Genomic DNA, 22,122 nt, shown 5'->3' on the forward strand with positions numbered 1-22,122 from the left:
TGCGGGCGTGAGCCTGGCTCGCCGCCTCATCGCGGCTGGATTCAGCGACCTCGAAAAGGGGGAGCGGTTCCTTGCTGCGCCGGAACTGGAAGGGCTGGACCAGGACAGGCTGTTTGCGGGCCTGCAGATGGCAGCCAGCCCGGACACCGCGCTGCAGTCCCTGGTCCGCCTGATCGAAAAGCATCCGGACCTCCGGGACCTGGCCGCCGCGGACCCCGATACCAGCGAACCGATGTACCGGGTGCTGGGGGCGTCCGAAGCCCTCGGGGAGTTCCTGATCCGCCATCCTGAACACCTTGAGGCCTTCCACGTCAGCGCCAGCCCTGAACCGCTGCAGGCCGATGCTGCGGCCCTGCGGGGGGTCCTCCTGCAGTCCGTGGGCGCCGACCCCCGGGCCGCCCGGCCGGTGGCAGCCGCCACCGGAAATGACGCCTACGCGGCGCTTCGCACGGCGTACCGCAGGGGCGTGGTGGACCTCGCCGTCAAGGACCTGTGCGCGGCCGATCCCCTGGACTTCCTTCCCTCGGTGGGCGCCGAGCTCGCAGACCTTGCCGGGGCAGCCATCGAAGCGGCCCTTGCGGTTTCGCGTGCCGAGGCAGGTGAGCAGTACGGCACCGGGGACGTTGCCGACGTCGGCCTTGCGGTGATCGGGATGGGCAAGTGCGGCGCGCGCGAACTGAATTACATCTCCGACGTGGACGTCATTTACGTGGTGGATCCCGGCGCCCTGGATGATGCGAAAGCGAACACCATAGGGACCGCCCTGGCGAGTGGAATTTCCCGCGCCATCTCCTCCGTTGCCCGTGAGCCTGGCTTGTGGGAGGTGGACGCGAACCTTCGGCCGGAAGGAAAGTCCGGGCCACTGGTCCGGACCCTTGCCTCGCACCAGACCTACTATGCCCGCTGGGCTGAGAGCTGGGAGTTCCAGGCGCTGCTCAAGGCGCGGACCATTGCCGGCGACGCGGATCTTGGCCGCCGCTACGAGGAAGCCGTGGCGCCGCTGATCTGGAGTTCGGCAAGCCGGGACGGATTCGTGGAATCGGTGCAGGCCATGCGCCGGCGGGTGACCGAACACATTCCGGCCGCGGAAGAGCAGCGGCAGATCAAGCTTGGCCGCGGCGGGCTCCGTGATGTGGAGTTCACCGTCCAGCTGCTCCAGCTGGTCCACGGGAAAGCAGACGAAACGCTCCGGCGGCGGGACACCACCTCCGCAATCGCAGCCCTGTCCGCGGGCGGCTATATCGGCCGCTCCGACGCCGCCGCCTTCGACAACGCCTACCGTTACCTGCGGCTGCTGGAACACCGCATCCAGCTCTTCCAGCTGCGCAGGACCCACCTGATGCCCGTTGCCGAACCGGCGCTCAGGTCGCTGGCGAAGGCCGTTCTGGGTCCCTTCTCCAGCGAGCGGCCCCACCCCGACGCGCTGCTCTCCACCTGGCAGAAAACAAAGCGCTCCGTCCGGGAACTGCATGAGCGCATTTTCTACCGGCCGCTGCTCAACACGGCTGCCAAACTCAGCAGTGAAGACGCCAAGCTGACCCCGGAAGCCGCAGAGGGGCGGCTGGCTGCCCTCGGGTACCGGGACCCGAAGGGCGCCATGCGCCATATCGAGGCACTGACGGCGGGGGTCAGCCGCCGCGCTGCCCTGCAGCGGCAGCTGCTGCCCATCCTGCTCGACTGGCTGGCCGAAGGCGTGGACGCGGACGCCGGGCTGCTCGCGTTCCGGCGCGTCAGTGAGGCCCTGGGAACCACGCACTGGTACCTGGGGATGCTCCGGGACTCCAACGCGGCCGCAGAGCGGCTGTGCCACATGCTCTCCAATTCACGGCTGATCGCGGATCTGCTGGAGGTCTCTCCTGAGTCGGTGGCCTGGCTGGGCCAGGACAAGGACCTGGCGCCCGTGGGTTTCGACGCCCAATGGCAGGAAATCACCTCCAAGATGTCGCGGCACGCTGATCCGGAAAGCGCCATGCGCCTCATTCGCCTGATCCGGCGCCGGGAGATCCTCCGGATCGCCATTGCCGATTCAGCCGGCCTGCTGGACCAGGACCGGGTGGGGAGGGCCCTGGCGGACACGGACAGGGCCGCAGTGCTGGGCGCCTTGCGCGTGGCTGAAGGCATCGTCTCCGCCAACGGACCGCTGAAGACGACCGTGCTGGTGGTTGCCATGGGGCGCCAGGGCGGCCGCGAGATCGGCTACGGTTCGGACGCGGACGTCATGTACGTGCACAGGGCCCTGCCGGGTTTCAGTCCCGAGGAAGCGCAGGAGCAGGCCGCCCGGATCGTCACCAAGGTCTCCACCCTGCTGACCCAGCCCTTGAAGCCGGCCATTATGGCTGAGCGGGTGCTCCAGATGGACGCCGACCTGCGCCCCGAGGGGAAGAACGGTGCCATGGTCCGTTCCCTCGACTCCTTTGCCGAATACTACCGGCGCTGGTCGCTGATCTGGGAGGCGCAGGCGCTGCTCAGGGCCCGGCCCATGGCCGGAAACGACGACCTGGCCAAGGATTTCCTGGAACTCATCGACCCCATCAGGTACCCGGAATCTGTGGCGGAAACCGACGTCCGGGAGATCAGGCGGATCAAGGCACGCGTGGAGTCTGAACGACTGCCCCGCGGAGCCGACCCCGCACGCCACCTCAAGCTGGGCCGCGGCGGACTGAGCGACGTCGAATGGCTCGTCCAGCTCCTGCAGCTCCAGCACGCCGGCAGCCACCCGGAGTTGCGCACCACGTCCACGCTGGAAGCGCTGGACGCGTCCGCCCGGCTCGGCCTGCTCACGCAGGACGACGCCGGCCTGCTGGCTGCTGCCTGGCGCCTTGCGAGCCGGATCCGGTCTGCGAACGTCATCTGGAGCGGCAAGGCCTCGGACCTTCTGCCCTCATCCCGGCGCGACCTGGAAGCCGTTGCCCGCTGGTGCGGATATGAACCGGGACAGGCAGCGGCGCTGGAGGAGGACTACCTTCGGGTCAGCCGCCGGGCCCGGGCGGTCTTCGAGCGGGTCTTCTACGGCCAGTAGCCCATGGCCAATAACAGCGGCATGAACCAGAGCATCTGGCTGATTTCACTCCAGGACCTCGACGACGATGCCCGCGCCATCCACCTCGAGGCGGTGGCGGGACTCGAAACAGGGCCCGGGCAGGACAGGTTTGTTGGCGATCCGCTCCGCATGGCCCTCGCCGGGCTGGCTGAGGAATCACGCCGGCCCTACGTGATCGAGTCCGCCGGCCGGGCCGTGGGTGTACTCACCTTGCAGGCCGGGGCGGCGCGCCTGGCAGGCTGGCCGGACGACCAGTCCGCGTGGCTCCTGAGGGGCTTCCTGATCGACAGGCGTGAACAGGGGAGGGGGCTGGGTCGGCTAGCGGCGGCCGCCGCTGTGTCCGCCGCGGAAAAACTTACGGTCAGGGACCATACGGGTGAGGCCGGCGTCGTTCTTTCCGTCAATGAAGCGAATGCGGCGGGCCTGTCCGCCTACCGCAGTGCCGGGTTCGTGGACCGGGGCCGGTACACCGGCGGGCAATCAGGTCCCCAGCGGATCATGTTCCGCAGTTTTAGACCACAATGACGTAACGGGCGGCGGGCCGCATTGCGCTGAGAAAGCGATTGCCCGATTATGTGGAATGGCGGTGTTCTTCAACCTTGTTGGGGGGAGGGCTGAAACTGGTCTTCGTCCCGGGGGGCATTCGTCAGGGGGTCCGGCTCCCGGTCTCAGCACGTCTGGAGCCGGGCTCCCACCTTCGGGCCGCACGCAAAAGGCGGCCACCGGATAACCGGTGGCCGCCTTTGGTGTCCCAAGAGACTGTGATGCTAGACGCCGTAGTAGAGCTCGAACTCGTAGGGGTTCGGGCGCAGGGACAGCGGGCGGATCTCGTTCTCGTACTTGTACTCGATCCAGGTGTCGATCAGGTCCTGGGTGAACACGCCGCCGGCCTGCAGGAACTCGTTGTCCTCGCGCAGGGCCTCCAGCGCTTCCTCGAGCGTGCCCGGAGCCTTCGGGATGTCCTTGGCCTCTTCGGCGGGGAGCTCGTAGAGGTCCTTGTCGATCGGGGCCGGGGGTTCAATGCGGTTGCGGATGCCGTCGATGCCGGCCATCAGTTGGGCAGCGAACGCCAGGTACGGGTTGGAGGAGGGGTCCGGAGCGCGGAACTCGATCCGCTTGGCCTTGGGGTTGGAGCCCGTGATGGGGATACGGATACCGGCGGAGCGGTTGCCCTGCGAGTAGACCATGTTGACCGGAGCTTCGAAGCCCTTGACCAGGCGGCGGTAGGAGTTCACCGTCGGGTTGGTGAAGGCCAGGACAGCGTCAGCGTGCTTCAGCAGGCCGCCGATGTACCAGCGGGCGGTGTCGGACAGGCCGGCGTAGCCCTTCTCGTCGTAAAACAGCGGCTCGCCGTTGCTCCACAGGGACTGGTGGCAGTGCATGCCGGAGCCGTTGTCACCGAAGACAGGCTTGGGCATGAAGGTCACGGACTTGCCCCACGCGTCTGCGGTGTTCTTGATGACGTACTTGAACTTCTGCAGGTCATCGGCAGCGTGGGTCAACGTGGTGAACTTGTAGTTGATTTCAGCCTGGCCGGCGGATCCAACTTCGTGGTGGCTGCGCTCGACCTCGAGGCCGGCCTCATCCAGGGCGACACACATGGCGTCGCGCAGGTCAGCCTGCTTGTCGGTGGGGGAAACCGGGAAGTAGCCGCCCTTGACGGGGGTCTTGTAGCCGAGGTTTCCGCCTTCTTCCTCGCGGCCCGTGTTCCAGTGGGCTTCTTCGGAGTCGATCTTGTAGAAGCTGCCCTGCGGGGAGGACTGGTACTGCACGTTGTCGAACACGAAGAACTCAGCTTCGGGAGCGAAGAACGCGGTGTCGGCGATGCCCGTGGAGGCCAGGTAGGCTTCAGCCTTCTCGGCAACGCCGCGGGGGTCGCGGTGGTAGGGATCGCCCGTACGCGGGTTGACGATGGAGAAGTTCAGCGCCAGCGTCTTCTCCATGCGGAAGGTGTCCAGGAACGCGGTGGTGACGTCCGGGATCAGCTGCATGTCAGACTCGGCAATGCCCTGGAAGCCGCGGATGGAAGACCCGTCGAAGAGTTGGCCGTTGACGAAGAAGTCTGCGTCAACGCTCTTGGCCGGCACGTTGAAGTGCTGCTGGACGCCCGGGAGGTCGGTGAAGCGGATATCGACGAATTTAATATCTTCGTCCTTGATGAACTTGAGGACTTCGTCCGCAGTCTTGAACATCTATGCTCCTAACGCATATGTAAATATCTGGCTGGCAAGCCAGCTGATCCAGCGCAATCCGACGGGCAGGGAAACGCAGTTTCCCTGCTGTGAGTACCTGCTGTGTAAACCCTGCCCCGTACTGCGTGGCGGCGGATTGCTTGAAACTGGTAACAGCCTATGGACGCGGCATTTCCCGTCCGTGTCCGCATTGTTTCGGGCAGGTTACATAATGCCCTGATATGGCAACGCTATCTTCCGTCCACTCTGTGGTCTAACCCCATCCACAGTGTGGTCGGCGGGAAGTCGCTAAGCTTGGACCGTGGTAGATCGTAAAGACATCGGCTCGTGGCTCTCCGGCCCCGACACTTCGGGCATCTCGAAATATCCGGGGGAGCGGCTGGGACTGCCGGAATCGGGGCCGGGCTCCATTGCGCGCGCCGGCCGCAGGATCGCCGCCATCATGATCGACTGGGGCATCGCGCTCCTGATCAGCAACTTTGCTTTCGGGGGCGATCCGTGGGCAACCCTGGCGATCTTCGCCGTCGAGCAGACCCTCCTGATCGGAACCCTTGGCTACAGCATCGGACACCGGGCCATGGGCATCCACGTGGTGAAGGCCGGCGGCGGCCCGGCGGGCCCGCTGGCCGCGCTGGTGAGGTCCCTGCTGCTCTGCCTTGTCATCCCTGCGGTCATCTTCGACCCCGACCACAGGGGCCTCCACGACAAGGCTATGGACACGCTGCTGGTGCGCCGCTAGACGGAGCTGCGTTCCCGGACTTCCCCGGCGCCACGCGATGCCGGCGTGCCGTCCAGGTAGTTACGCTTGTCCGCCCAGCGCTCGAAAAGGACAGTGGCGAACGGGAAGACGGCGGAGACGCCTGCGAACAGCGCCACGACGAACGGCCAGCGCTGCAGCCTCCAGAGTGCCAGGGCGGCAACGCCATAGCCCACGAACAGTGCGCCGTGGATGGGGCCTGCAACCTGGACGCCTAATTCAGTGGTGCCGGCGATCCATTTGAAGTACATGCCGATGAGGAGCGCTGCCCAGCTGAAGGCTTCGGCGACTGCCAGGATCCGGAATGCGCGGATCACCGCTGTTTTCTTGAAGGTCACAATAATGTCCTCTCCTGCCGCGAGGGCCGCAAAGAAACGCCCCGGCTGCCGGCCGGAGCCGGAACCGGGGCAGGTTCAGAATTTAGCGTCCGCGGTTGGGACGCGCCTTGTAGGGGTCGATGCCCTTGGGGATCGGGAGGCGGTTGCCCAGTGAGGCGATGCGCTTGGACACAGCGTTCACCTCAAGCTTGGTCAGTTCCTTCTTGAGCTTGCCCATCTTCTTGGCCACCTCGCTGATGGGCACCTGGCCCTCGCCCCGGCCGCTTTCGATGACGTGCACGGTGACGTTGGGAAGGATGCGCGCAAGGCGTTTGCGTTCCGCGTCCAGCAGCGGCTTCACGCGGTGCGTGGGGCCTTCACTGACCAGGACGACGCCGGGACGGCCGATGGCGCGGAACACAGCGTCCTGCGTCCGCGGGTTGACGGCAACAGGCTGTTCCTCGGTGATCCAGCCGCGGCGAAGCGTTCCCAGTGCGGCCCCGGAAGCGCCGGGCTGGTTCTCGATCTGCGCGAAGGCGGCGCGTTCTGCCCGGCGGGAGAGGATGAACGTGGCACCGAGCAGGCCCAGGGGGATGCCGATGATCAGGCCGGTGATCCAGTTATCCAGCCAGAAGCCCACCAGGAAGCTGACAGCCACGACGCCAAGGAAAACCAGCAGCATGAGCCACGGGACCATGGGGTCGTGACGGCGGGTCATGGTGAAGACTTCGCGGATCTGCTTGAGCCGGCTGGGCTTCTTGGCCTTCGCTTCTTTCGGCTTGCGGGAGAAGAGGCCACGCTTGACTGCGCTGGAGCCAGACGGAGTGGAGTTGCTGGAATCAGGGGATTTCGCCATAGTGCCTTAATTCTACGTGACCAAAGCCGAAGGACCGGCACCGGATTATTCAGGTGCCGGCCCTTCGGGGACGGTGTGTTTTGTTCTGAACTGCAGATCAGTGGTGTGCTGCGATGAGCGAGCTGGCTTCCTGGCGGGTGCTGCCGGAGGATTCGATGTGGGCGAGTTCGGCGGGGATTTCCCAGCCTTTCTTCCGCATCGCGGTGGCCCAGAGCCGGCCGGCGCGGTAGGAGGAACGGACCAGCGGCCCGGACATGACACCCAGGAAGCCGATCTCGGTGGCCTCGTCCTGGAGGTCCACGAATTCCTGGGGCTTGACCCAGCGGTCCACCGGCAGGTGCCGCTCGGACGGGCGCAGGTACTGGGTGATGGTGATCAGGTCGCAGCCGGCCTCGTGCAGGTCCCGCAGGGCCTCGGAGATCTCCTCGCGGGTCTCGCCCATGCCCAGGATCAGGTTGGACTTGGTCACCATGCCCAGGTTCCGGCCCTGCGTGATCACATCCAGGGACCGCTCGTACCGGAACGCGGGCCGGATCCGCTTGAAGATCCGCGGCACGGTCTCGACGTTGTGCGCGAACACCTCGGGCTTCGATTCGCAGATCGCGGCGATGTGCTCGGGTTTGCCGGAGAAGTCCGGGATCAATAGTTCCACGCCGGTGCCCGGGTTCAGCTCGTGGATCTTCCGGACCGTTTCGGCGTACAGCCACACACCCTCGTCGGCGAGGTCGTCGCGGGCCACACCGGTGACGGTGGCGTAGCGCAGCTGCATCGCTTGGACTGATCGGGCCACCTTGGTGGGCTCGAACCTGTCCACCGGGGAGGGCTTGCCGGTATCGATCTGGCAGAAGTCACAGCGCCGGGTACATTCGGACCCGCCGATCAGGAACGTGGCTTCCTTGTCCTCCCAGCACTCGAAGATGTTGGGGCAGCCGGCCTCCTCGCACACCGTGTGCAGGCCCTCTTTTTTGACCAGGTTCTTGAGCTGGACGAACTCCGGGCCCATCTGGACCTTCGCCTTGATCCACTCCGGCTTACGCTCCACGGGAACAGCAGAATTACGCTGTTCAACGCGCAAAAGCTTCCGGCCTTCAGGTGCCAATGTCACAGTAGAGCTCCTTCGGGGGTAGCGACCAGGGCGTCTTCATTCTTGCGCAGTTCTTCGGTAATGCGGTCCACCAGGTCGGCCGGGGCAACGTCATGGCCGGTTTCCTGGGTGATGGTAGTCACGCCGGCGTCCGTAATGCCGCAGGCGATGATCTGGGAATAGGGTGCGAGGTCGTTGTTGCAGTTGATGGCGAACCCGTGCATGGTCACGCCCTCATGCACCCGGATGCCGATGGCCGCGATCTTCCGGTCAGGGCCTTTGCTGTCCGCAGTGATCCACACTCCGGCCCTGCCTTTGATCCGGACTGCGGAGATCCCGTAGTCGGCCAGCACCGTGATGATGACGGCTTCCAGGCGCTCAACGTAGTCGCGGATCCCTGCCCGGTTCTTCAGCTTGATGATGGGGTATCCCACCAGCTGGCCGGGGCCGTGCCACGTCAGTTTTCCGCCACGGTCCACGGGGACAACCGGGGTACCGTCGAACGGCTTTTCATGGTCCTCGGTCCGTTTGCCTGCCGTGTAGACGGCTGCATGTTCCAGGAGGAGGACAGTGCTGGGGGCCACCCCCGCGACCACTTTGTCGTGGAGTTCGCTCTGGATCTGCCAACCCTGGGTGTAGTCGACAAAATCGGGAGCAAGACCCAGCTGTGAAAACTCAAGAGTCATGGCATCCAGCTTAGACGCCGTGGCGTCCCTCGCCCGGTTTAGTGCTTAAGCTCACCCCCTCCCAGGGGCACGCCACATGCGGGCAGGGGGATGCAGCCTGCCAGCGGCCGGCCTGTGGATAACTTCTGCACGGGAAAAAGGATTCGACTAGACATGTCCTATGGAGATTTCGGAGGCGCCGGAGGTACCCGGCTTTGTCCTGGGACGGCTCCTGGGCCGCGGAGGAAGCGCGACGGTCTGGTTGGCCAGGGAAAACCGGACCGGTCGGGACTTCGCGGTGAAGTGCTTCCACCCGGTCCAGGACGGTCCAGCAGGCAGTGGCCCGGCAACGGAGGACGCCGTCAGGCGCGAGATCCGCATTCTGTCCGTCCTGGACCACGAGCATCTGATCAAGGCACACGACGCCGTCCGGCTTCCGGGAATGCCGGCCGGCGGGACCGCTCTGGTGATGGACTACGCGCCCGGCGGCTCACTGGCCGCCCTCGTGGCCAGCCGCGGGAAGCTCAGTGTTGGCGAAACGGTGACGGTGCTGACACCCATCGCCCATGCCCTTGGGTATTTGCACAGCAAGGGGTTTACCCATTCGGACGTCTCGCCGGGAAATATCCTGTTCACTGGCCAGGGAAAGCCCCTGCTGTCCGACGTTGGCATAGCTCGCATGCTGGGTGACCCCGGTTCTGCTGCCCCGTCAGGAACACCCGGCTTCGTGGACCCGTCCCCCGTGGACGCGGTGCGTGGCCTGCAGCCCGAAAGGGATGTCTATTCGGCGGCGGCGCTCGGCTGGTTCTGCCTGACCGGCCAGGCTCCACCCAGGACCTCTGCCAGGCCGCCGCTGCCCCTTCTGGTCCCGGACGTTCCGCGGGAGCTGGCGGCTGCCCTGGAAGCAGGCCTGAAGGAGGACCGGAGGGGCCGGCCCACCGCTGCCGCGCTGGCTACGGCCATCTACCGCAGCGCGTCGCCCCGGCCGCTGGACCTCGCCGCCTCTGTCCATCCCACCGTGATTCCGGAGCTGTTGACCCGCCGCCAGGTTGCGGCAACGACCCGGCCACGGGCGGCTGCGGAGAAGTGCAGGGCTGCAGGGAGGTGGATCGTCACGGCCAAGTGGCCCGGTGCGCCTTCCCCCGGGCTGCGGCTGCCATTTCCGCAGCCCGTCAAGGAGCGCCGTCCGTCAGGCGGGGGGAAGCATGCCGGCACAGCACAAGCCGGGGCAGCACAAACCGTCACCGCGCTATCCGGCGCAGCACTATCAAGCACGGTTCAACCCGGCGCAGCACTATCAATTACGGTTCAACGCGGCACAGTTCAACCAAGCACGGCTAAACCCCTCACACCCCGATCCGGTAGGGCCCGAGCCGTCAGAGAACGGCGCCGCCCGCCCTCGCAGCTGCGCGTACGGCGGTTGCGGGGCGTCCTTGCCTCGGCCGCCTTGGTGGGGGCAGCCGCGGCGTGGTGGGTTGCAGGAGCAGCGGGACTGCCGGCGCCGGCTTTTCCGCCGGCGTCCGGCATCACGCCCGAGTCAGCCACCACGCCCGAGCCAGTCACCGAGCAGGAATACGTCATCACGCAGGAACCCGGCCGGGAACGGGGGATCGGCACTGCAGCAGCTGGAACCACGGCGACTCAAGCAGCGCAGGCCGATCAAACGACGCAGGCCGTCAGCGGAAGTGGAGCTGGATCCGGAAGCGCCGGCGGTGACAGCCGCACGGAAGTTGCCAGGCAGCAGGCGAGGGCGTCGGACCCCAGCCAGGCCGTCCAAGGCCTCGCTGCCCTCCGGGACCTGGCCTTCAGCACCGGAGACCTCGGGCTGCTGGACGAGGTAAACGCAGAAGGTTCGCCGGCAGCAGCCGCCGATGCGCGGACAGCCGGACGGCTTCGCAGCTCAGGGCACGTCCTCGCCGGGTTTTCCAGCAGCCTTGAAGACCTCCACACGGAGGACGGTGTTACCGCCGCGCGCGCCGTGGTGCGGGTGCGTTCTTCTTCTTCCGCCTATGAGGAGAGGGATGCAGGGGGCATCGTCGTTGGGGCGGGCCCGGCCGGCACCAGCCGCCAGCTCCGGCTGGTGCTCGTGGCAGTGGACGGTACTTGGAGGATCAGCGAGATCCTTCCTGGCGGCTGAGCCTCGCGTGCAGGCCTGCCCTGGCACGGTTCGCTGTGCCGCCCCCCGCGCGCAGAGGCCAACCGCTGAAAGGAACGCCGCGGAGCCCCAGCCCTTCTTTCGGCCCCGTTAATCCTTGCCGGCAACCCACTGGGCGGCCTGGGCAGCCGTGGGATGCTGCCACGCGAAGCCGGCCTCCAGGAGCACCGCAGGTTCCATGCGCTGGCTGGACAGCAGGAGTTCCTCAGCCAGGTCGCGCATCAACAGCCGCAGCACAGTGCCGGGAACCCGCAAAGCGGCGGGCCGGTGCAGGGCACGGGCAATTTCCCCCACCAGGGTGTCCACGTCAGCCTGCTCGGGGGCGCACAGGTTCACCGGCCCGCTCACCCGGGACTCCACCAGGAAAAGGAATGCCGCCGAGACATCCGGCAGTGTGACCCACGGCCAGTACTGACGGCCGTTCCCCAGCGGCCCGCCCACGCCCAGCCGGATCAGGGGAAGCAGCTTGCCAAGGGCTCCGCCCGACCGGCTGAGGACAACGCCCGTCCGCGTGGTCACCACCCGCACCCCTTCCGGGGCCGAGCGGGCCGCTTCCTCCCACTCGACGCAGATCCTGGACAAGGTCCCTGCGCCCGGTGGCGCCGATTCCCGAAGAACCGTGTTGCCGGCGTCGCCATAGTAGTTCGAGCCGGACTGGCTGATGAAGGCGGGGGGCGGGGAATCCAACTGGCGCATCGCGTGCGTAAGTGTGCGCGTTGAACCAATCCGCGAACTGAACAGCTCCTCCACCCGTTTGCGGGTCCAGGGCCGGTCCCCGATGCCGGCGCCGGACAGGTTGATCACGGCGTCCGCCCCGGCCAGCGCCTGCGGATCCAGTTCCCCGGCCGCGGGATCCCACCTGACCTCCGACGGGGAGGCCGGATTCCCCCGGACCAGGGACACGACGTGGTGGCCCGCCTTCGTGAAGGTTTCTGACATGGAGGTGCCGATGAGCCCGGAGGCGCCGGCCATGACGATACGCATGGTCCATCTCACCACGCGGCAGCACCGGCGGCACCTCCCGACAGGCCGCAGGACGGTTGACTATGATCAAACGATGACCTTTTCGAGCTACTTCCGTTTCCCGCATCTGCACGGCGATCTGGTCACCTTTGTGGCCGAGGACGACGTGTGGATTGCGCCCCTTGGAGGCGGCCGCGCCTGGCGCGTCTCGGCCCTCCAGCTGCCCGCCCGCAACCCCCGCTTCACGCCTGACGGGAAGAGGCTGGTGTGGTCCGTGGTCCAGGGAACGGCGCCGGAAGTAGTGTCGGCAGAGGTCGACGGCGGCGGGTACCGGCAGCTGACCTTCTTCGGCCACAGCACAACGCGGGTTAAGGGTTTCACCGCCAACGGTTCAGTGGTGGTCACCAGCGCGTTCCGCCAGGCCGAAAGCAGGCACACCCACGCCTACAGCGTCCCGCTGGAGGGCGGGTGGGCCGAGGAACTCCCGTTCGGCCCGGTTGAGTCCGTGGCCTTTGGCCCGGAGGTGGGCGACGAACGGCCTGTGGTGGTGAGCAGCGTGCTGTCCCGTGAACCCGCCTGGTGGAAGCGGTACCGCGGCGGCACTGCCGGGAAGCTGTGGATCGACGCCGACGGCAACGGGGAGTTTGAACGCCTTGTACCGGAGCTTGACGGCAACCTCGCTGATCCCATGTGGGTGGACGGACGCATTGCCTTCCTTTCGGACCACGAGGGCTACGGCAACCTGTATTCGGTCCTTCCCGGCGGGAAGGACCTGCGCCGGCACACGGACCACGAAGACTTCTACGTCCGGCACGCCGCCACCGACGGCAAACGTGTCATTTTCGAATCGGCCGGCGAGCTGTGGGTACTGCACGACCTCGGCTCCGACGCCGTTCGGGTGGACATCACCCTTGGCTCCGCCTCCCAGTCCAGGCGTCCTGCACTGCTCAAGACCGCCAAGCACCTTGGTGCGGCGGTGCCGGACAGCACAGGCTCCGCCAGTGCAATCGAATCCCACGGAACCATCCATTGGCTCCGCCACAAAGACGGGCCGTCCCGGATCATCGAGGCGACGCCGGGCGTCCGTGCCCGCCTGCCGCGGCCCCTTGGCGACGGCCGGATTGCCTACCTTGCCGACCACGGCAATGTGGAGGCGTTGTACATCAAGGACATCGCCGCTCCTGTGCCGCATGCCGGGATTGTCGGTGCGGACGCGGGGCAGGATGCCGTGGCAGCCCGCAGCACGGCGGACGTCCCCGCGCCCGTGGCCGCAGGACGGGAAGAGGCAGTGATCCTGCCGCAACCGGTTCCGGCAGCCGGTGCTGCCGCGCTGGCCGGAAACACCGCGCAGGCCAGGAATGCGGTTCCTGCCCACGCCTCGGATGAGCAGGCTGATGTTGCGCCCGAGGCGGGTACCTCAGCTGCGGAGGCGCAGGCGCTTCCGGTTGAGACCCGCATCGAGTTTCCCCGCCCCTCGCGGGCCAGTGCCCTGGAGGCCAGTCCTGACGGAAACCGGCTCGCCCTCGGCACGTCCTTCGGCGAGGTTTACGTGGCGGATACCCGCACCGGGGAACTGACGTTGGTCTCCAGCATCGGCGAGGGCACAGTTGCCGACCTATCGTGGTCGCCGGACTCGCAGTGGCTCGTTTGGTCAGAGCCGGTCACGTCCTTCGGTTCCCGCAGCAGGCTGCGTCTGGCCAACGTGGCTACGCCGGGATCCGCCCCGGTGGATGTCACGGACGGCCGCTTCGGAGACAAGTCCCCGGTCTTTACCCCGGACGGGAAATTCCTGGCGTTCCTGTCGAACCGCAGCTTCGACCCTGTGTACGACGGGCACTCCTTCGACCTCTCCTTCCCCACGCCCATCAAGCCGTACCTCGTGGCACTCTCTGGTGACACGCCGTCGCCCTTTGGCCCCGCGGTGGACTCCGATGCGGGGGAAGCGGCAGCGGCAGGGGGAGACGGGTCGGGGCCCGACGCCGAACCGGCAGTACCGGAGGTCCGGGTGGAGGCCGAGGGCCTGGCGCACCGGGTCATCACCGTTCCCGTGCCGCAGGGGAACTACACCTCCCTCAAAGCCACTGAGGGAGCGCTGCTCTGGCTCGACTGGGCCCTCGCGGGGGTCACCGGCGACGGCAAGGCCAGCCAGGACGACAAGGACGCCCGCCCCAGCCTGGTCCGGTTCGACCTTGCACGGCGCAAGCAGGCCACCTTGGTGGACGCACTGGACAGCTACCGGCTGTCGGGAGACCGCAGCAAGGTGGTGCTGGTCTCCGACAAGCAGGTCACGGTGGTCCCCGCCGACGCCAAGGCAGATGAGGAATCCGGGAAGCTGGTCAAGGTGGACCTGGGCCGGATCCGGGTCATGATGGACCCGCTCAGCGTGTGGGGCCAGGCGTTCGACGAGGCCTGGCGGCTGCAGCGAGACTTCTTCTGGACCGAGGACATGGCCGGCCAGGACTGGGAATCCATCCACCGCCGCTACCGTCCCCTCGTGGAGCGCCTGGGCTCGCATGATGACTTGGTGGACCTCCTGTGGGAGCTGCACGGCGAACTGGGAACCTCGCACGCCTACGTGCGGCCGGCCCTTGTCACCGAGAACGGCAGCCACGGCCAGGGCCGGCTGGGTGCGGACCTGGCCTACACCTCCGGCGGATGGGAAATCATCCGCATCCTTGCCGGCGAGTCTTCCGACCCGCTGGCCACCTCGCCCCTGACACGGCCCGGCGTCGGCGGTAAGGCGGGGGACATCCTGCTCGCCATCGACGGCGTACCGCTGTCTGGAAGCGTCACGCCCGCCATGCAGCTGGTCGGTGCTGCAGGCCGCGCCGTGGAGCTGACCCTCCTGAATGGTGCCGCGCACGGAGCCGCGGCAGGCACCCAGCGCCGCGTCGCCGTCGTGCCCGTCAAGGATGAGGAGCGGCTGCGTTACCAGGAATGGGTGGCCTCCAACAGGCGCACCGTCCGCGAAGCGTCAGCGGGCAAATTCGGTTACCTGCACATCCCGGACATGATGGCGAACGGCTGGGCGCAGCTGCATCGCGACCTTGACACGGAGACCGCCCTGGACGGACTGATCGTCGATGTACGGCGCAACCGCGGCGGACACACCTCGCAGCTGGTGGCAGAGCTCATCGGACGCAAGGTCACGGGGTGGAGCATGCCGCGCGGGGAGAAGCCGCGGACGTACCCCCACCACGCGCCGCGCGGACCGGTGATCATCCTGGCCGATGAGTTTGCCGGCTCCGACGGGGACATCATCACGCAGGTGTCCAAGCTCAGGGGGATCGGCCCGGTCATCGGGACGCGCACCTGGGGCGGTGTGGTGGGCATTGACAACCGCTACGCCCTCGCTGACGGCACCGGCGTGACGCAGCCGCGGTACGCCACCTGGTTCGGCGGCGGGGTGGGCTGGAGCGTAGAGAACTACGGCGTTGACCCGGACATCGAGGTTACGTTCCCGCCCCATGCCTACGCCGCGGGCCGGGACCCCCAGCTGGAGTACGGCATTGGTGCGCTGAAGGAGATGATCCAGGAACTGCCCACGGACCGTCCGCCGGCTCGCGAAGGGTACCGCCGGCTGCGTCCCGCTCCGCTGCCCGCACGCCGCCACAGCAAGTAGTCCCGGCAGCAAGAGCAGCAGCGCAAAAAGCCCTGCCTGGCCGGAATGGCCAGGCAGGGCTTTTTACTGTTGCCGGATCAGGACTCTAGGGTCGCATCCAGGGTGATGTCGATGCTGGCCAGGGCGCCGGAGACGGGGCAGCCCACCTTGGCCTCGCCCGCGATCTTCTGGAATTCCTCCTCGGAAATGCCGGGGACCCTTGCGGACATGGTGAGGTGGCTGCCGGTGATCCCAGTGCCGGGGACGAACGTCACGTCAGCCTTGGTGCGGACTTCCTCCGGCTTGTGGCCCGCCTTATCGAGCTCGTTGCTGAAGGCCATGGAGAAGCAAGCGGCGTGCGCGGCGGCGATGAGTTCCTCCGGGCTGGTCTTGCCGTTGGCCGCTTCGGTGCGGGCCTTCCAGGTGACGTCGAACGTGCCCAGGCCTGAGGTGGCCAGGCTGGTGGTACCGGAACCTTCCGTCAGGTTGCCGTTCCATACTGCGTTTGCTGAACGTGTTGCTGCCATGTTCACTCCTCAGGTCGATGTGTACCGGGGCAGGCTGCTGCCTGGACCCCGCCGTCTCCCATCCTAGGGACAACGCCCGCGGCATGCACTGGCTGTCCGCTGTCAGAGGATTATGACCAGGGCATTAAACAACCACGGCGACGCCCCCGCAGGAGGGAGCGTCGCCGTGGTTGTTTATTGCGCGGAGCGGCTACTGCCAGAGCGTCGCGATGGCGATGTTCAGCAGCGCGAGTCCGCCTACGCCGTGCGCCAGGCCTGCGCTGATGTCCTCGCCCTTCTTGTACTTGCGGCGGCCAATGAAGGCGAGCACGCCAACAGCAAGGGCCACCGCGAACTTGATGCCGAGCTTGAAGTAGTTGGCGTCCATGTCCAGGGCCGGGATAAGCCCCATCAGGGCGACGCCGGTCAGCAGCTGGAGCATGGCGCCGTCGAACTGGCGGGGATGGACGGTGGGCTTCTTCATCTGGCCGATCCAGATGCCCACGATCATGGCTGCGCCGACGATGTGCAGGAAGACCACAATGTTATAGACGATGTTCATGGGACCAGTGTAGCCATTTCTACCAGCCGTAGTAGCTGGCCTAGGGGGTGCCTCCGTCCGCCGTGCTCCGCGGGCCGGCGCCGGCAGCAGCCGGATGGGTTAAATGACGACGGCGGTGCAGGCCGTCCGGCAGGTTTCCCGCCGTTGCCTGCACCGCCGTCGTGCGCGTTGTGGCTGTTACAGCCCCAGGTCCGCTTCGAAGGCGCCTTCTTCAAGGCGTGCCTTCAGGGTCTGGAGGAAACGGCCGGCGTCCGCGCCGTCCACCAGGCGGTGGTCGTACGTGAGGGACAGGTACATCATGGAGCGGATGGCGATCGAGTCGTCACCGTTCTCATCTGCAACCACCACGGCGCGCTTGACGATGGCGCCGGTGCCGAGGATGCCCACCTGCGGCTGGTTGATGATCGGGGTGTCGAACAGGGCCCCGACCGAGCCGATGTTGGTGATGCTGAACGTGCCGCCGGACAGCTCGTCCGGGCCGATCTTGCCATCGCGGGTGCGGCCGGCGACGTCGGCGATCTTGCCCGCCAGTCCGGCCAGGTTCAGGCTGCCGGCGTCGGAAATGACCGGAACCAGCAGGCCCTTGTCGGTGTCCACGGCGATCGCCAGGTGCTCGGCGTTGTGGTACGTGATCTCCTGCTTGTCCTCGTCGTACGCAGCGTTGAGCTTGGGGTGCTGCTTCAGGGCCTCGGCAACAGCCTTGGCGATGAAGGGCAGGAAGGTCAGCTTGACGCCGTTCTGTGCCTGGAAGGAGTTCTTGGCGCGGGCGCGGAGCTTGGCGACCTTGGTCATGTCCACTTCGTGGACCTGGGTCAGCTGCGTGGAGACCTCGAGGGATTCACGCATGCGGCGGGCGATGACCTGCCGGATGCGCGGGGCCTTCTGGGTGGTGCCGCGCAGCGAGGAAGCAGCCTGGCCGGCGGACGCGGAGGCCGCCGGGGCGGAGGCTGACGGAGCGGCAGCGGGAGCTGCCTTTGCCTCGGCGGCGGCGATGACGTCCTGCTTGCGGATGCGGCCGCCGACGCCGGTGCCGGAGAGGGAGGTGATGTCCACGCCGTGCTGGTTTGCCAGCTTACGGACCAGGGGAGTCACATAGCCGGACTCGGATCCGCCTGCAGCTTCGGCGGAAGCCGGCGCTGCTGCGGGAGCCTGGGGAGCGGGCGCAGCCTTGGGGGCTTCCTGCTTGGGTGCTTCCTGGGCGGGAGCGGCCTGCGGTGCGGGTGCCTCAGCCTTCGGCGCTTCGGCTTTGGGCTCTTCCTTGGCCGGCGCCTCGGTGGAAGGGGCTTCGGCCGGGGCGGCTGCAGCGCCTGAGCCGATGACGGCAAGGACGGATCCCACCTCTGCGGTCTCGTCCTCGTTGACGCGGATTTCCTGGAGGGTACCGGCCACGGGGGAGGGAATTTCGGTGTCGACCTTGTCGGTGGAAACCTCCAGAAGGGGCTCGTCCACCTCCACGGCGTCGCCTACGGCCTTGAGCCAGCGGGTGACGGTGCCTTCGGTAACGCTCTCGCCGAGGGCCGGCAGGGTGACCTCGTGACTTTCGCCGCCGGCAGCCGGTGCCTCTGGTGCGGACGCTTCAGGCGCGGGTGCTTCTGCGGGGGCGGGCGCTTCGGTGGAGGGAGCTTCCGCGGGAGCCGGTGCCTCTTCCGCGGGGGCCTCTTCGGCGGGTGCGCCTCCGCCGGAACCGTCTCCAATCCGGACCAGGGGAGCGCCAACTTCGGCGGTCTCGTCCTCGGCAACGAGGATTTCCTCAATCACGCCAGCTACAGGAGAGGGGATTTCAGTGTCTACTTTGTCGGTGGAGACTTCGAGCAGCGGCTCGTCCACCTCTACCCGGTCACCTACCTGCTTGAGCCAGCGGGTGACGGTTCCTTCGGTGACGCTCTCACCGAGGGCGGGCAAGTTAACGGATTCAGACATGTCGTCCCCGTTCTCCTTATTGATCTTTAGTGCGGATGAATGCTGCCTGTTGGCCAGCCTAGTGCACCCGGCATTCCGTGCCGGGCGCACCAGGCCCTTGGGTGTTGGGGGAGACTAGCCGTGAAGGGGCTTGCCCGCGAGTGCCAGGTGGGCTTCGCCCAGGGACTCGTTCTGGGTGGGGTGGGCGTGCAGCAGCTGGGCCACATCCTCCGGGTACGCTTCCCAGTTCACGATCAGCTGGGCTTCGCCCACCTGCTCGCCCATGCGGGCGCCGATCATGTGGACGCCCACCACGGGGCCGTCCTTCTGCCGGACCAGCTTGACCAGGCCGGAGGTGCCCAGGATGGAGCTCTTGCCGTTGCCCGCGAGGTTGTATTCCTGCGTCTGCACCTGGTCCTCGCCGAACTTCTCCTTGGCGGCCTTTTCGGTGTAGCCCACGGTGGCGATCTCCGGCTCGGAGTAGGTGACCTTGGGGATGTTGATGTCCTCGACCACCACAGGCTTCAGGCCGGCGATTTCCTCGGCCACGAAGATGCCCTGCTGGTAGCCGCGGTGCGCCAGCTGGACGCCGGGGACGATGTCGCCCACGGCGTAGATGTTGCCGACGCCCGTGTGGAGGCGCTCGTTGGTGATGACGAAGCCGCGGTCAATGGTGATGCCCGCTTCCTCGTAGCCCAGGTTGGCGGTGACGGGACCGCGGCCCACGGCGACCAGCAACAGGTCAGCCTCGAACGTCTTGCCGTCCACCAGGGTGACCTTGACGCCGTCGTCATTCTGCTCGACGCCCTGGAAGAACACGCCGGTGGAGAACTTGATGCCGCGCTTCTTGAAGGCACGCTCGAAGTTCTTGACGATGGTGGCGTCCTCGTTGGGGACCAGCGAAGGCAGGCCCTCTACGATGGTGACGTCCACGCCGAAGGACTTCCACACCGAGGCGAACTCGACGCCGATGACGCCGCCGCCCAGGATGATGGCGCTCTTGGGGATGAAGTCCATGGTCAGGGCCTGGTCGGAGGTGATGACCTTGCCGCCGAGCTCCAGGCCGGGAAGGGTGCGCGAGTAGGAACCGGTGGCCAGGACGATGTTCTTGCCCTTGTAGGCGGTGCCGTTCACCACGACGGTGTCGTTGCCCTGGAGCTTGCCTTCACCCTCGATGACGGTGATGCCCTTGGACTTGATGAGTCCCTGCAGGCCCTTGTACTTGCCGGCGATGATGCCGTCCTTGTACGCGTTGACGGCGTTGATGTCGATGCTGTCAAGGGTGACGTTCACGCCGTACTTGGCGGAGTCGCGGGCGTGGTCGGCCAGTTCCGCTGAGTGCAGGAGGGCCTTGGTGGGGATGCAGCCGTTGTGGAGGCAGGTGCCGCCCAGCTTTGCCTTCTCCACGAGGCCGACGGTGAGGCCAAGCTGTACTGCCCGGAGCGCGGCGGCGTATCCGCCGCTGCCGCCACCGAGTACCAGGATGTCGAATTCTTGCGCAGTTGCCTGATCGGCCACTAAAACGCTCCCTCGCGTGAACGATGACGCGGTCCTGCGCATCATCTGGTCTTGGAACTTGCACTGCCGTGATTATGCCAGCAGGCCGATTCTCTTGCATTTGTGACTACCGTGGTTCACCTTAGCGAACCACTTATCCATGCTCCACCCTGGCACCACGTTTGTGGAGCGCTTGTGTCGAGTGTCACGCGGCTTTGTGGCACAGGGATCACCGGTCCCGCAAAGCCGCGTGACAGCATGCCGGAGGCGCGGCCAAAGGGGTCAGGCTGCAGCCAGGATGTCCTCCACGTACGCCACGAGGGTACGGACCGTGCAGCCCGTTCCCTGCTTGTGCGTGTAGCCATAGGGGCTCCCGTTGTTAAAGGAGGGCCCGGCGATGTCGATGTGGGCCCAGGGGATCTGTTCCCCGTCCTTGCCCTTACCCACGAACTCGCGGAGGAAAACGGCGGCGGTCATCATGCCGCCGTGGCGTTCGCCGATGTTGGCGAGGTCGGCGACCTGCGAATCGAGGCTGGGGCGCAGTTCTTCTGGGAGCGGCATGGGCCAGACGAGTTCGCCGGCCCGGTCTGCTGCTGCCTTGAGGGGACCCGTCACGCTGTCCGATCCCATGACGCCGGCGGTCCGGTTGCCCAGGGCGATCAGCTGCGCGCCGGTGAGGGTGGCTACGTCGATGATGGCATCCGGGTACTCGCGGCTGGCGGCGACGATGCCGTCAGCCATCACCAGGCGGCCTTCGGCATCGGTGTTCAGGACCTCAACGGTCTTGCCGCCGAACATCGTGAGGACGTCAGCCGGGCGGGAAGCGGCACCGGAGGGCATGTTCTCGGCGATGCAGAGCCACGCGGTGGCCTTGACCGGCAGGCCAAGTCCCGCGAGGGCCAGGACAGTATTAAGGACGACGGCGGCCCCTGCCATGTCGCTCTTCATGTCGCCCATGCCGAGGGCGGGCTTGATGGAAATGCCGCCGGTGTCGAACGTGATGCCCTTGCCCACAAGCGCGATCTTCGAGGTTGCCTTGGCCGGGGAGTACTCCACCTTCACCAGGCGGGGCTGGCGTGCGGACCCCTTGCCCACACCCATGATGCCGCCGAAGCCTTCCTTCTCAAGGCGCTTCTCGTCCCAGACGGTCACTTTGACGGGGAGCCCCTTGGCCAGGTCCTTCGCCGCCTCGGCGAAGGTCTCCGGGTAAAGGTGGCTGGGCGGCTGGTTGACCAGGGACCGGGTGGCGTTGACCGCCCTGCCAATCAGCGCAGCCCGCTTGAGGACTGCGTCCAGTTCCTTCTGGCCGTCCAGTTCAGTGAAGATCACGGCGTTGCGGACGGGGTCCTTCAGGCCGTCCGTGGAGGACCGGAACTCGCTGAAGGAGTACGCACCCAGCGCTGCACCCTCGGCCACGGCCTCGACATCGGCGATGGACGCCGTCGGAAATGCCAGGGCAACGGTGGCAAGGCCGGCGAGCTGGCGGACGGCGGAACCTGCTGCCCGCCGCAGGGCTTCCCCTGCCAGGGGCTGCGAGGCTGACACCTTGCCCACGCCCGCCAGGACCAGCACGCCCGCGCCGGTTTCAGGCAGGCCCGGCAGGCGCACCAGCTGGTCGGCGGCGCCCGTGATACCGAGGGCCTTGAGGGAATCAGCCAGCGCCTCGGCGGACCGGGCGGTCAGCGGGTTGTCCAGGAGGACGGGCCCGTCCGCACCCTGCCCCACACCTATGACGACGGCGTCACTGGGGCTTTTCTTCAGGTCCCGCGAGAGGGTACTAAGGTTGATTTCAGTATTCTTGACCACGCGGATCAGTCCTCGATTCTCGAAAGATGTTCGGGCAGGGGTGCATGTTCGGCGCTCTGCCATGGTTGCCCGGGTACGGCCGTTCGGAACGCAGTCCGGGTGTCTGCGGGCCCGCCTGGCAGGCCAGTTCCGATCGTAGCCCGTCCGTGTCTGAGCTGGTGAATTTCGTGAGAGGTGCGCCACAGCCGGCGCCGGAATGCCCGGCTGTCCCGGGGCGTTGTA

16 protein-coding genes are annotated in these 22,122 nt (G+C 66.7%); 5 read left to right on the forward strand and 11 right to left on the reverse strand.

From position 1 onward, the window contains the following. Window positions 1–7: 7 nt before the first annotated feature. Both ABRP28_RS03595 and ABRP28_RS03600 read left to right on the forward strand, forming a co-directional pair. Window positions 8–3,019, forward strand: coding sequence for a bifunctional [glutamine synthetase] adenylyltransferase/[glutamine synthetase]-adenylyl-L-tyrosine phosphorylase (locus ABRP28_RS03595; RefSeq protein ID WP_350002214.1), 3,012 nt, complete (start codon window positions 8–10; stop codon window positions 3,017–3,019). 21 nt (window positions 3,020–3,040) lie between these two features. Beyond that, entirely contained in the window at window positions 3,041–3,565 is a 525-nt protein-coding gene (locus tag ABRP28_RS03600) for a GNAT family N-acetyltransferase (protein WP_350002215.1), read from the forward strand. A gap of 242 nt (window positions 3,566–3,807) precedes the next feature. Here the strand turns inward: ABRP28_RS03600 and glnA are convergent, their stop codons facing one another. Then, window positions 3,808–5,232, reverse strand: a complete 1,425-nt coding sequence (glnA, locus tag ABRP28_RS03605) for a type I glutamate--ammonia ligase (RefSeq protein ID WP_350002216.1) — start codon at window positions 5,230–5,232, stop codon at window positions 3,808–3,810. Window positions 5,233–5,533: 301 nt separating this feature from the next. Between glnA and ABRP28_RS03610 the strand changes: the two genes are divergently transcribed. Then, the gene (locus ABRP28_RS03610) at window positions 5,534–5,971 is read left to right on the forward strand and encodes an RDD family protein (protein WP_104188642.1); all 438 of its coding nucleotides are present in this window, start codon (window positions 5,534–5,536) and stop codon (window positions 5,969–5,971) included. Here the strand turns inward: ABRP28_RS03610 and ABRP28_RS03615 are convergent. The 4 genes from ABRP28_RS03615 to lipB form a co-directional block, all read right to left on the reverse strand. After that, window positions 5,968–6,327, reverse strand: coding sequence for a DUF3817 domain-containing protein (locus tag ABRP28_RS03615; RefSeq protein WP_350002217.1), 360 nt, complete (start codon window positions 6,325–6,327; stop codon window positions 5,968–5,970). The genes ABRP28_RS03610 and ABRP28_RS03615 overlap by 4 nt on opposite strands. Before the next feature lie 82 nt (window positions 6,328–6,409). After that, window positions 6,410–7,162: a DUF4191 domain-containing protein gene (locus tag ABRP28_RS03620; protein WP_188813212.1), complete on the reverse strand. Its 753-nt coding sequence runs from the start codon at window positions 7,160–7,162 to the stop codon at window positions 6,410–6,412. Window positions 7,163–7,259: 97 nt separating this feature from the next. Next, window positions 7,260–8,267, reverse strand: coding sequence for a lipoyl synthase (gene lipA, locus ABRP28_RS03625; RefSeq protein ID WP_350002218.1), 1,008 nt, complete (start codon window positions 8,265–8,267; stop codon window positions 7,260–7,262). Then, window positions 8,264–8,932: a lipoyl(octanoyl) transferase LipB gene (gene lipB, locus ABRP28_RS03630; protein WP_374152918.1), complete on the reverse strand. Its 669-nt coding sequence runs from the start codon at window positions 8,930–8,932 to the stop codon at window positions 8,264–8,266. Before lipB ends, lipA begins: the two co-directional genes overlap by 4 nt. Window positions 8,933–9,092: 160 nt before the next feature. Here lipB and ABRP28_RS03635 point away from each other — a divergent pair, with 160 nt between their 5' ends. Further along, window positions 9,093–11,048 (forward strand): serine/threonine-protein kinase, encoded by a 1,956-nt coding sequence (locus tag ABRP28_RS03635; RefSeq protein WP_350002219.1) that lies wholly within the window; start codon window positions 9,093–9,095, stop codon window positions 11,046–11,048. A 108-nt stretch (window positions 11,049–11,156) separates the two neighbouring features. Here ABRP28_RS03635 and ABRP28_RS03640 read toward each other — a convergent pair whose 3' ends face one another. Continuing rightward, window positions 11,157–12,050 carry a TIGR01777 family oxidoreductase gene (locus ABRP28_RS03640; RefSeq protein WP_350002220.1) on the reverse strand — a complete coding sequence of 298 codons (894 nt, stop codon included), beginning with the start codon at window positions 12,048–12,050 and terminating at the stop codon, window positions 11,157–11,159. Window positions 12,051–12,123: 73 nt separating this feature from the next. On the opposite strand from ABRP28_RS03640, the gene ABRP28_RS03645 reads away from it, so the two are divergent. Next, window positions 12,124–15,651: a S41 family peptidase gene (locus ABRP28_RS03645; protein WP_350002221.1), complete on the forward strand. Its 3,528-nt coding sequence runs from the start codon at window positions 12,124–12,126 to the stop codon at window positions 15,649–15,651. A 77-nt stretch (window positions 15,652–15,728) separates the two neighbouring features. Here the strand turns inward: ABRP28_RS03645 and ABRP28_RS03650 are convergent, their stop codons facing one another. From ABRP28_RS03650 to ABRP28_RS03670, 5 genes are all read right to left on the reverse strand, one after another. Beyond that, complete coding sequence (locus tag ABRP28_RS03650; RefSeq protein ID WP_350002222.1) at window positions 15,729–16,157, reverse strand: OsmC family protein; 429 nt, start codon at window positions 16,155–16,157, stop codon at window positions 15,729–15,731. Window positions 16,158–16,347: 190 nt separating this feature from the next. After that, the gene (locus tag ABRP28_RS03655; RefSeq protein ID WP_066275205.1) at window positions 16,348–16,698 is read right to left on the reverse strand and encodes a hypothetical protein; all 351 of its coding nucleotides are present in this window, start codon (window positions 16,696–16,698) and stop codon (window positions 16,348–16,350) included. 177 nt (window positions 16,699–16,875) lie between these two features. Continuing rightward, entirely contained in the window at window positions 16,876–18,618 is a 1,743-nt protein-coding gene (sucB, locus tag ABRP28_RS03660) for a 2-oxoglutarate dehydrogenase, E2 component, dihydrolipoamide succinyltransferase (protein ID WP_350002223.1), read from the reverse strand. 114 nt (window positions 18,619–18,732) lie between these two features. Continuing rightward, window positions 18,733–20,115, reverse strand: coding sequence for a dihydrolipoyl dehydrogenase (gene lpdA, locus ABRP28_RS03665; protein ID WP_350002224.1), 1,383 nt, complete (start codon window positions 20,113–20,115; stop codon window positions 18,733–18,735). A 261-nt stretch (window positions 20,116–20,376) separates the two neighbouring features. Beyond that, window positions 20,377–21,900, reverse strand: coding sequence for a leucyl aminopeptidase (locus ABRP28_RS03670; protein WP_350002225.1), 1,524 nt, complete (start codon window positions 21,898–21,900; stop codon window positions 20,377–20,379). Window positions 21,901–22,122: the final 222 nt, after the last annotated feature.

This window comes from Pseudarthrobacter sp. WHRI 8279 (genome assembly GCF_040224115.2).
GTDB lineage: Bacteria > Actinomycetota > Actinomycetes > Actinomycetales > Micrococcaceae > Arthrobacter.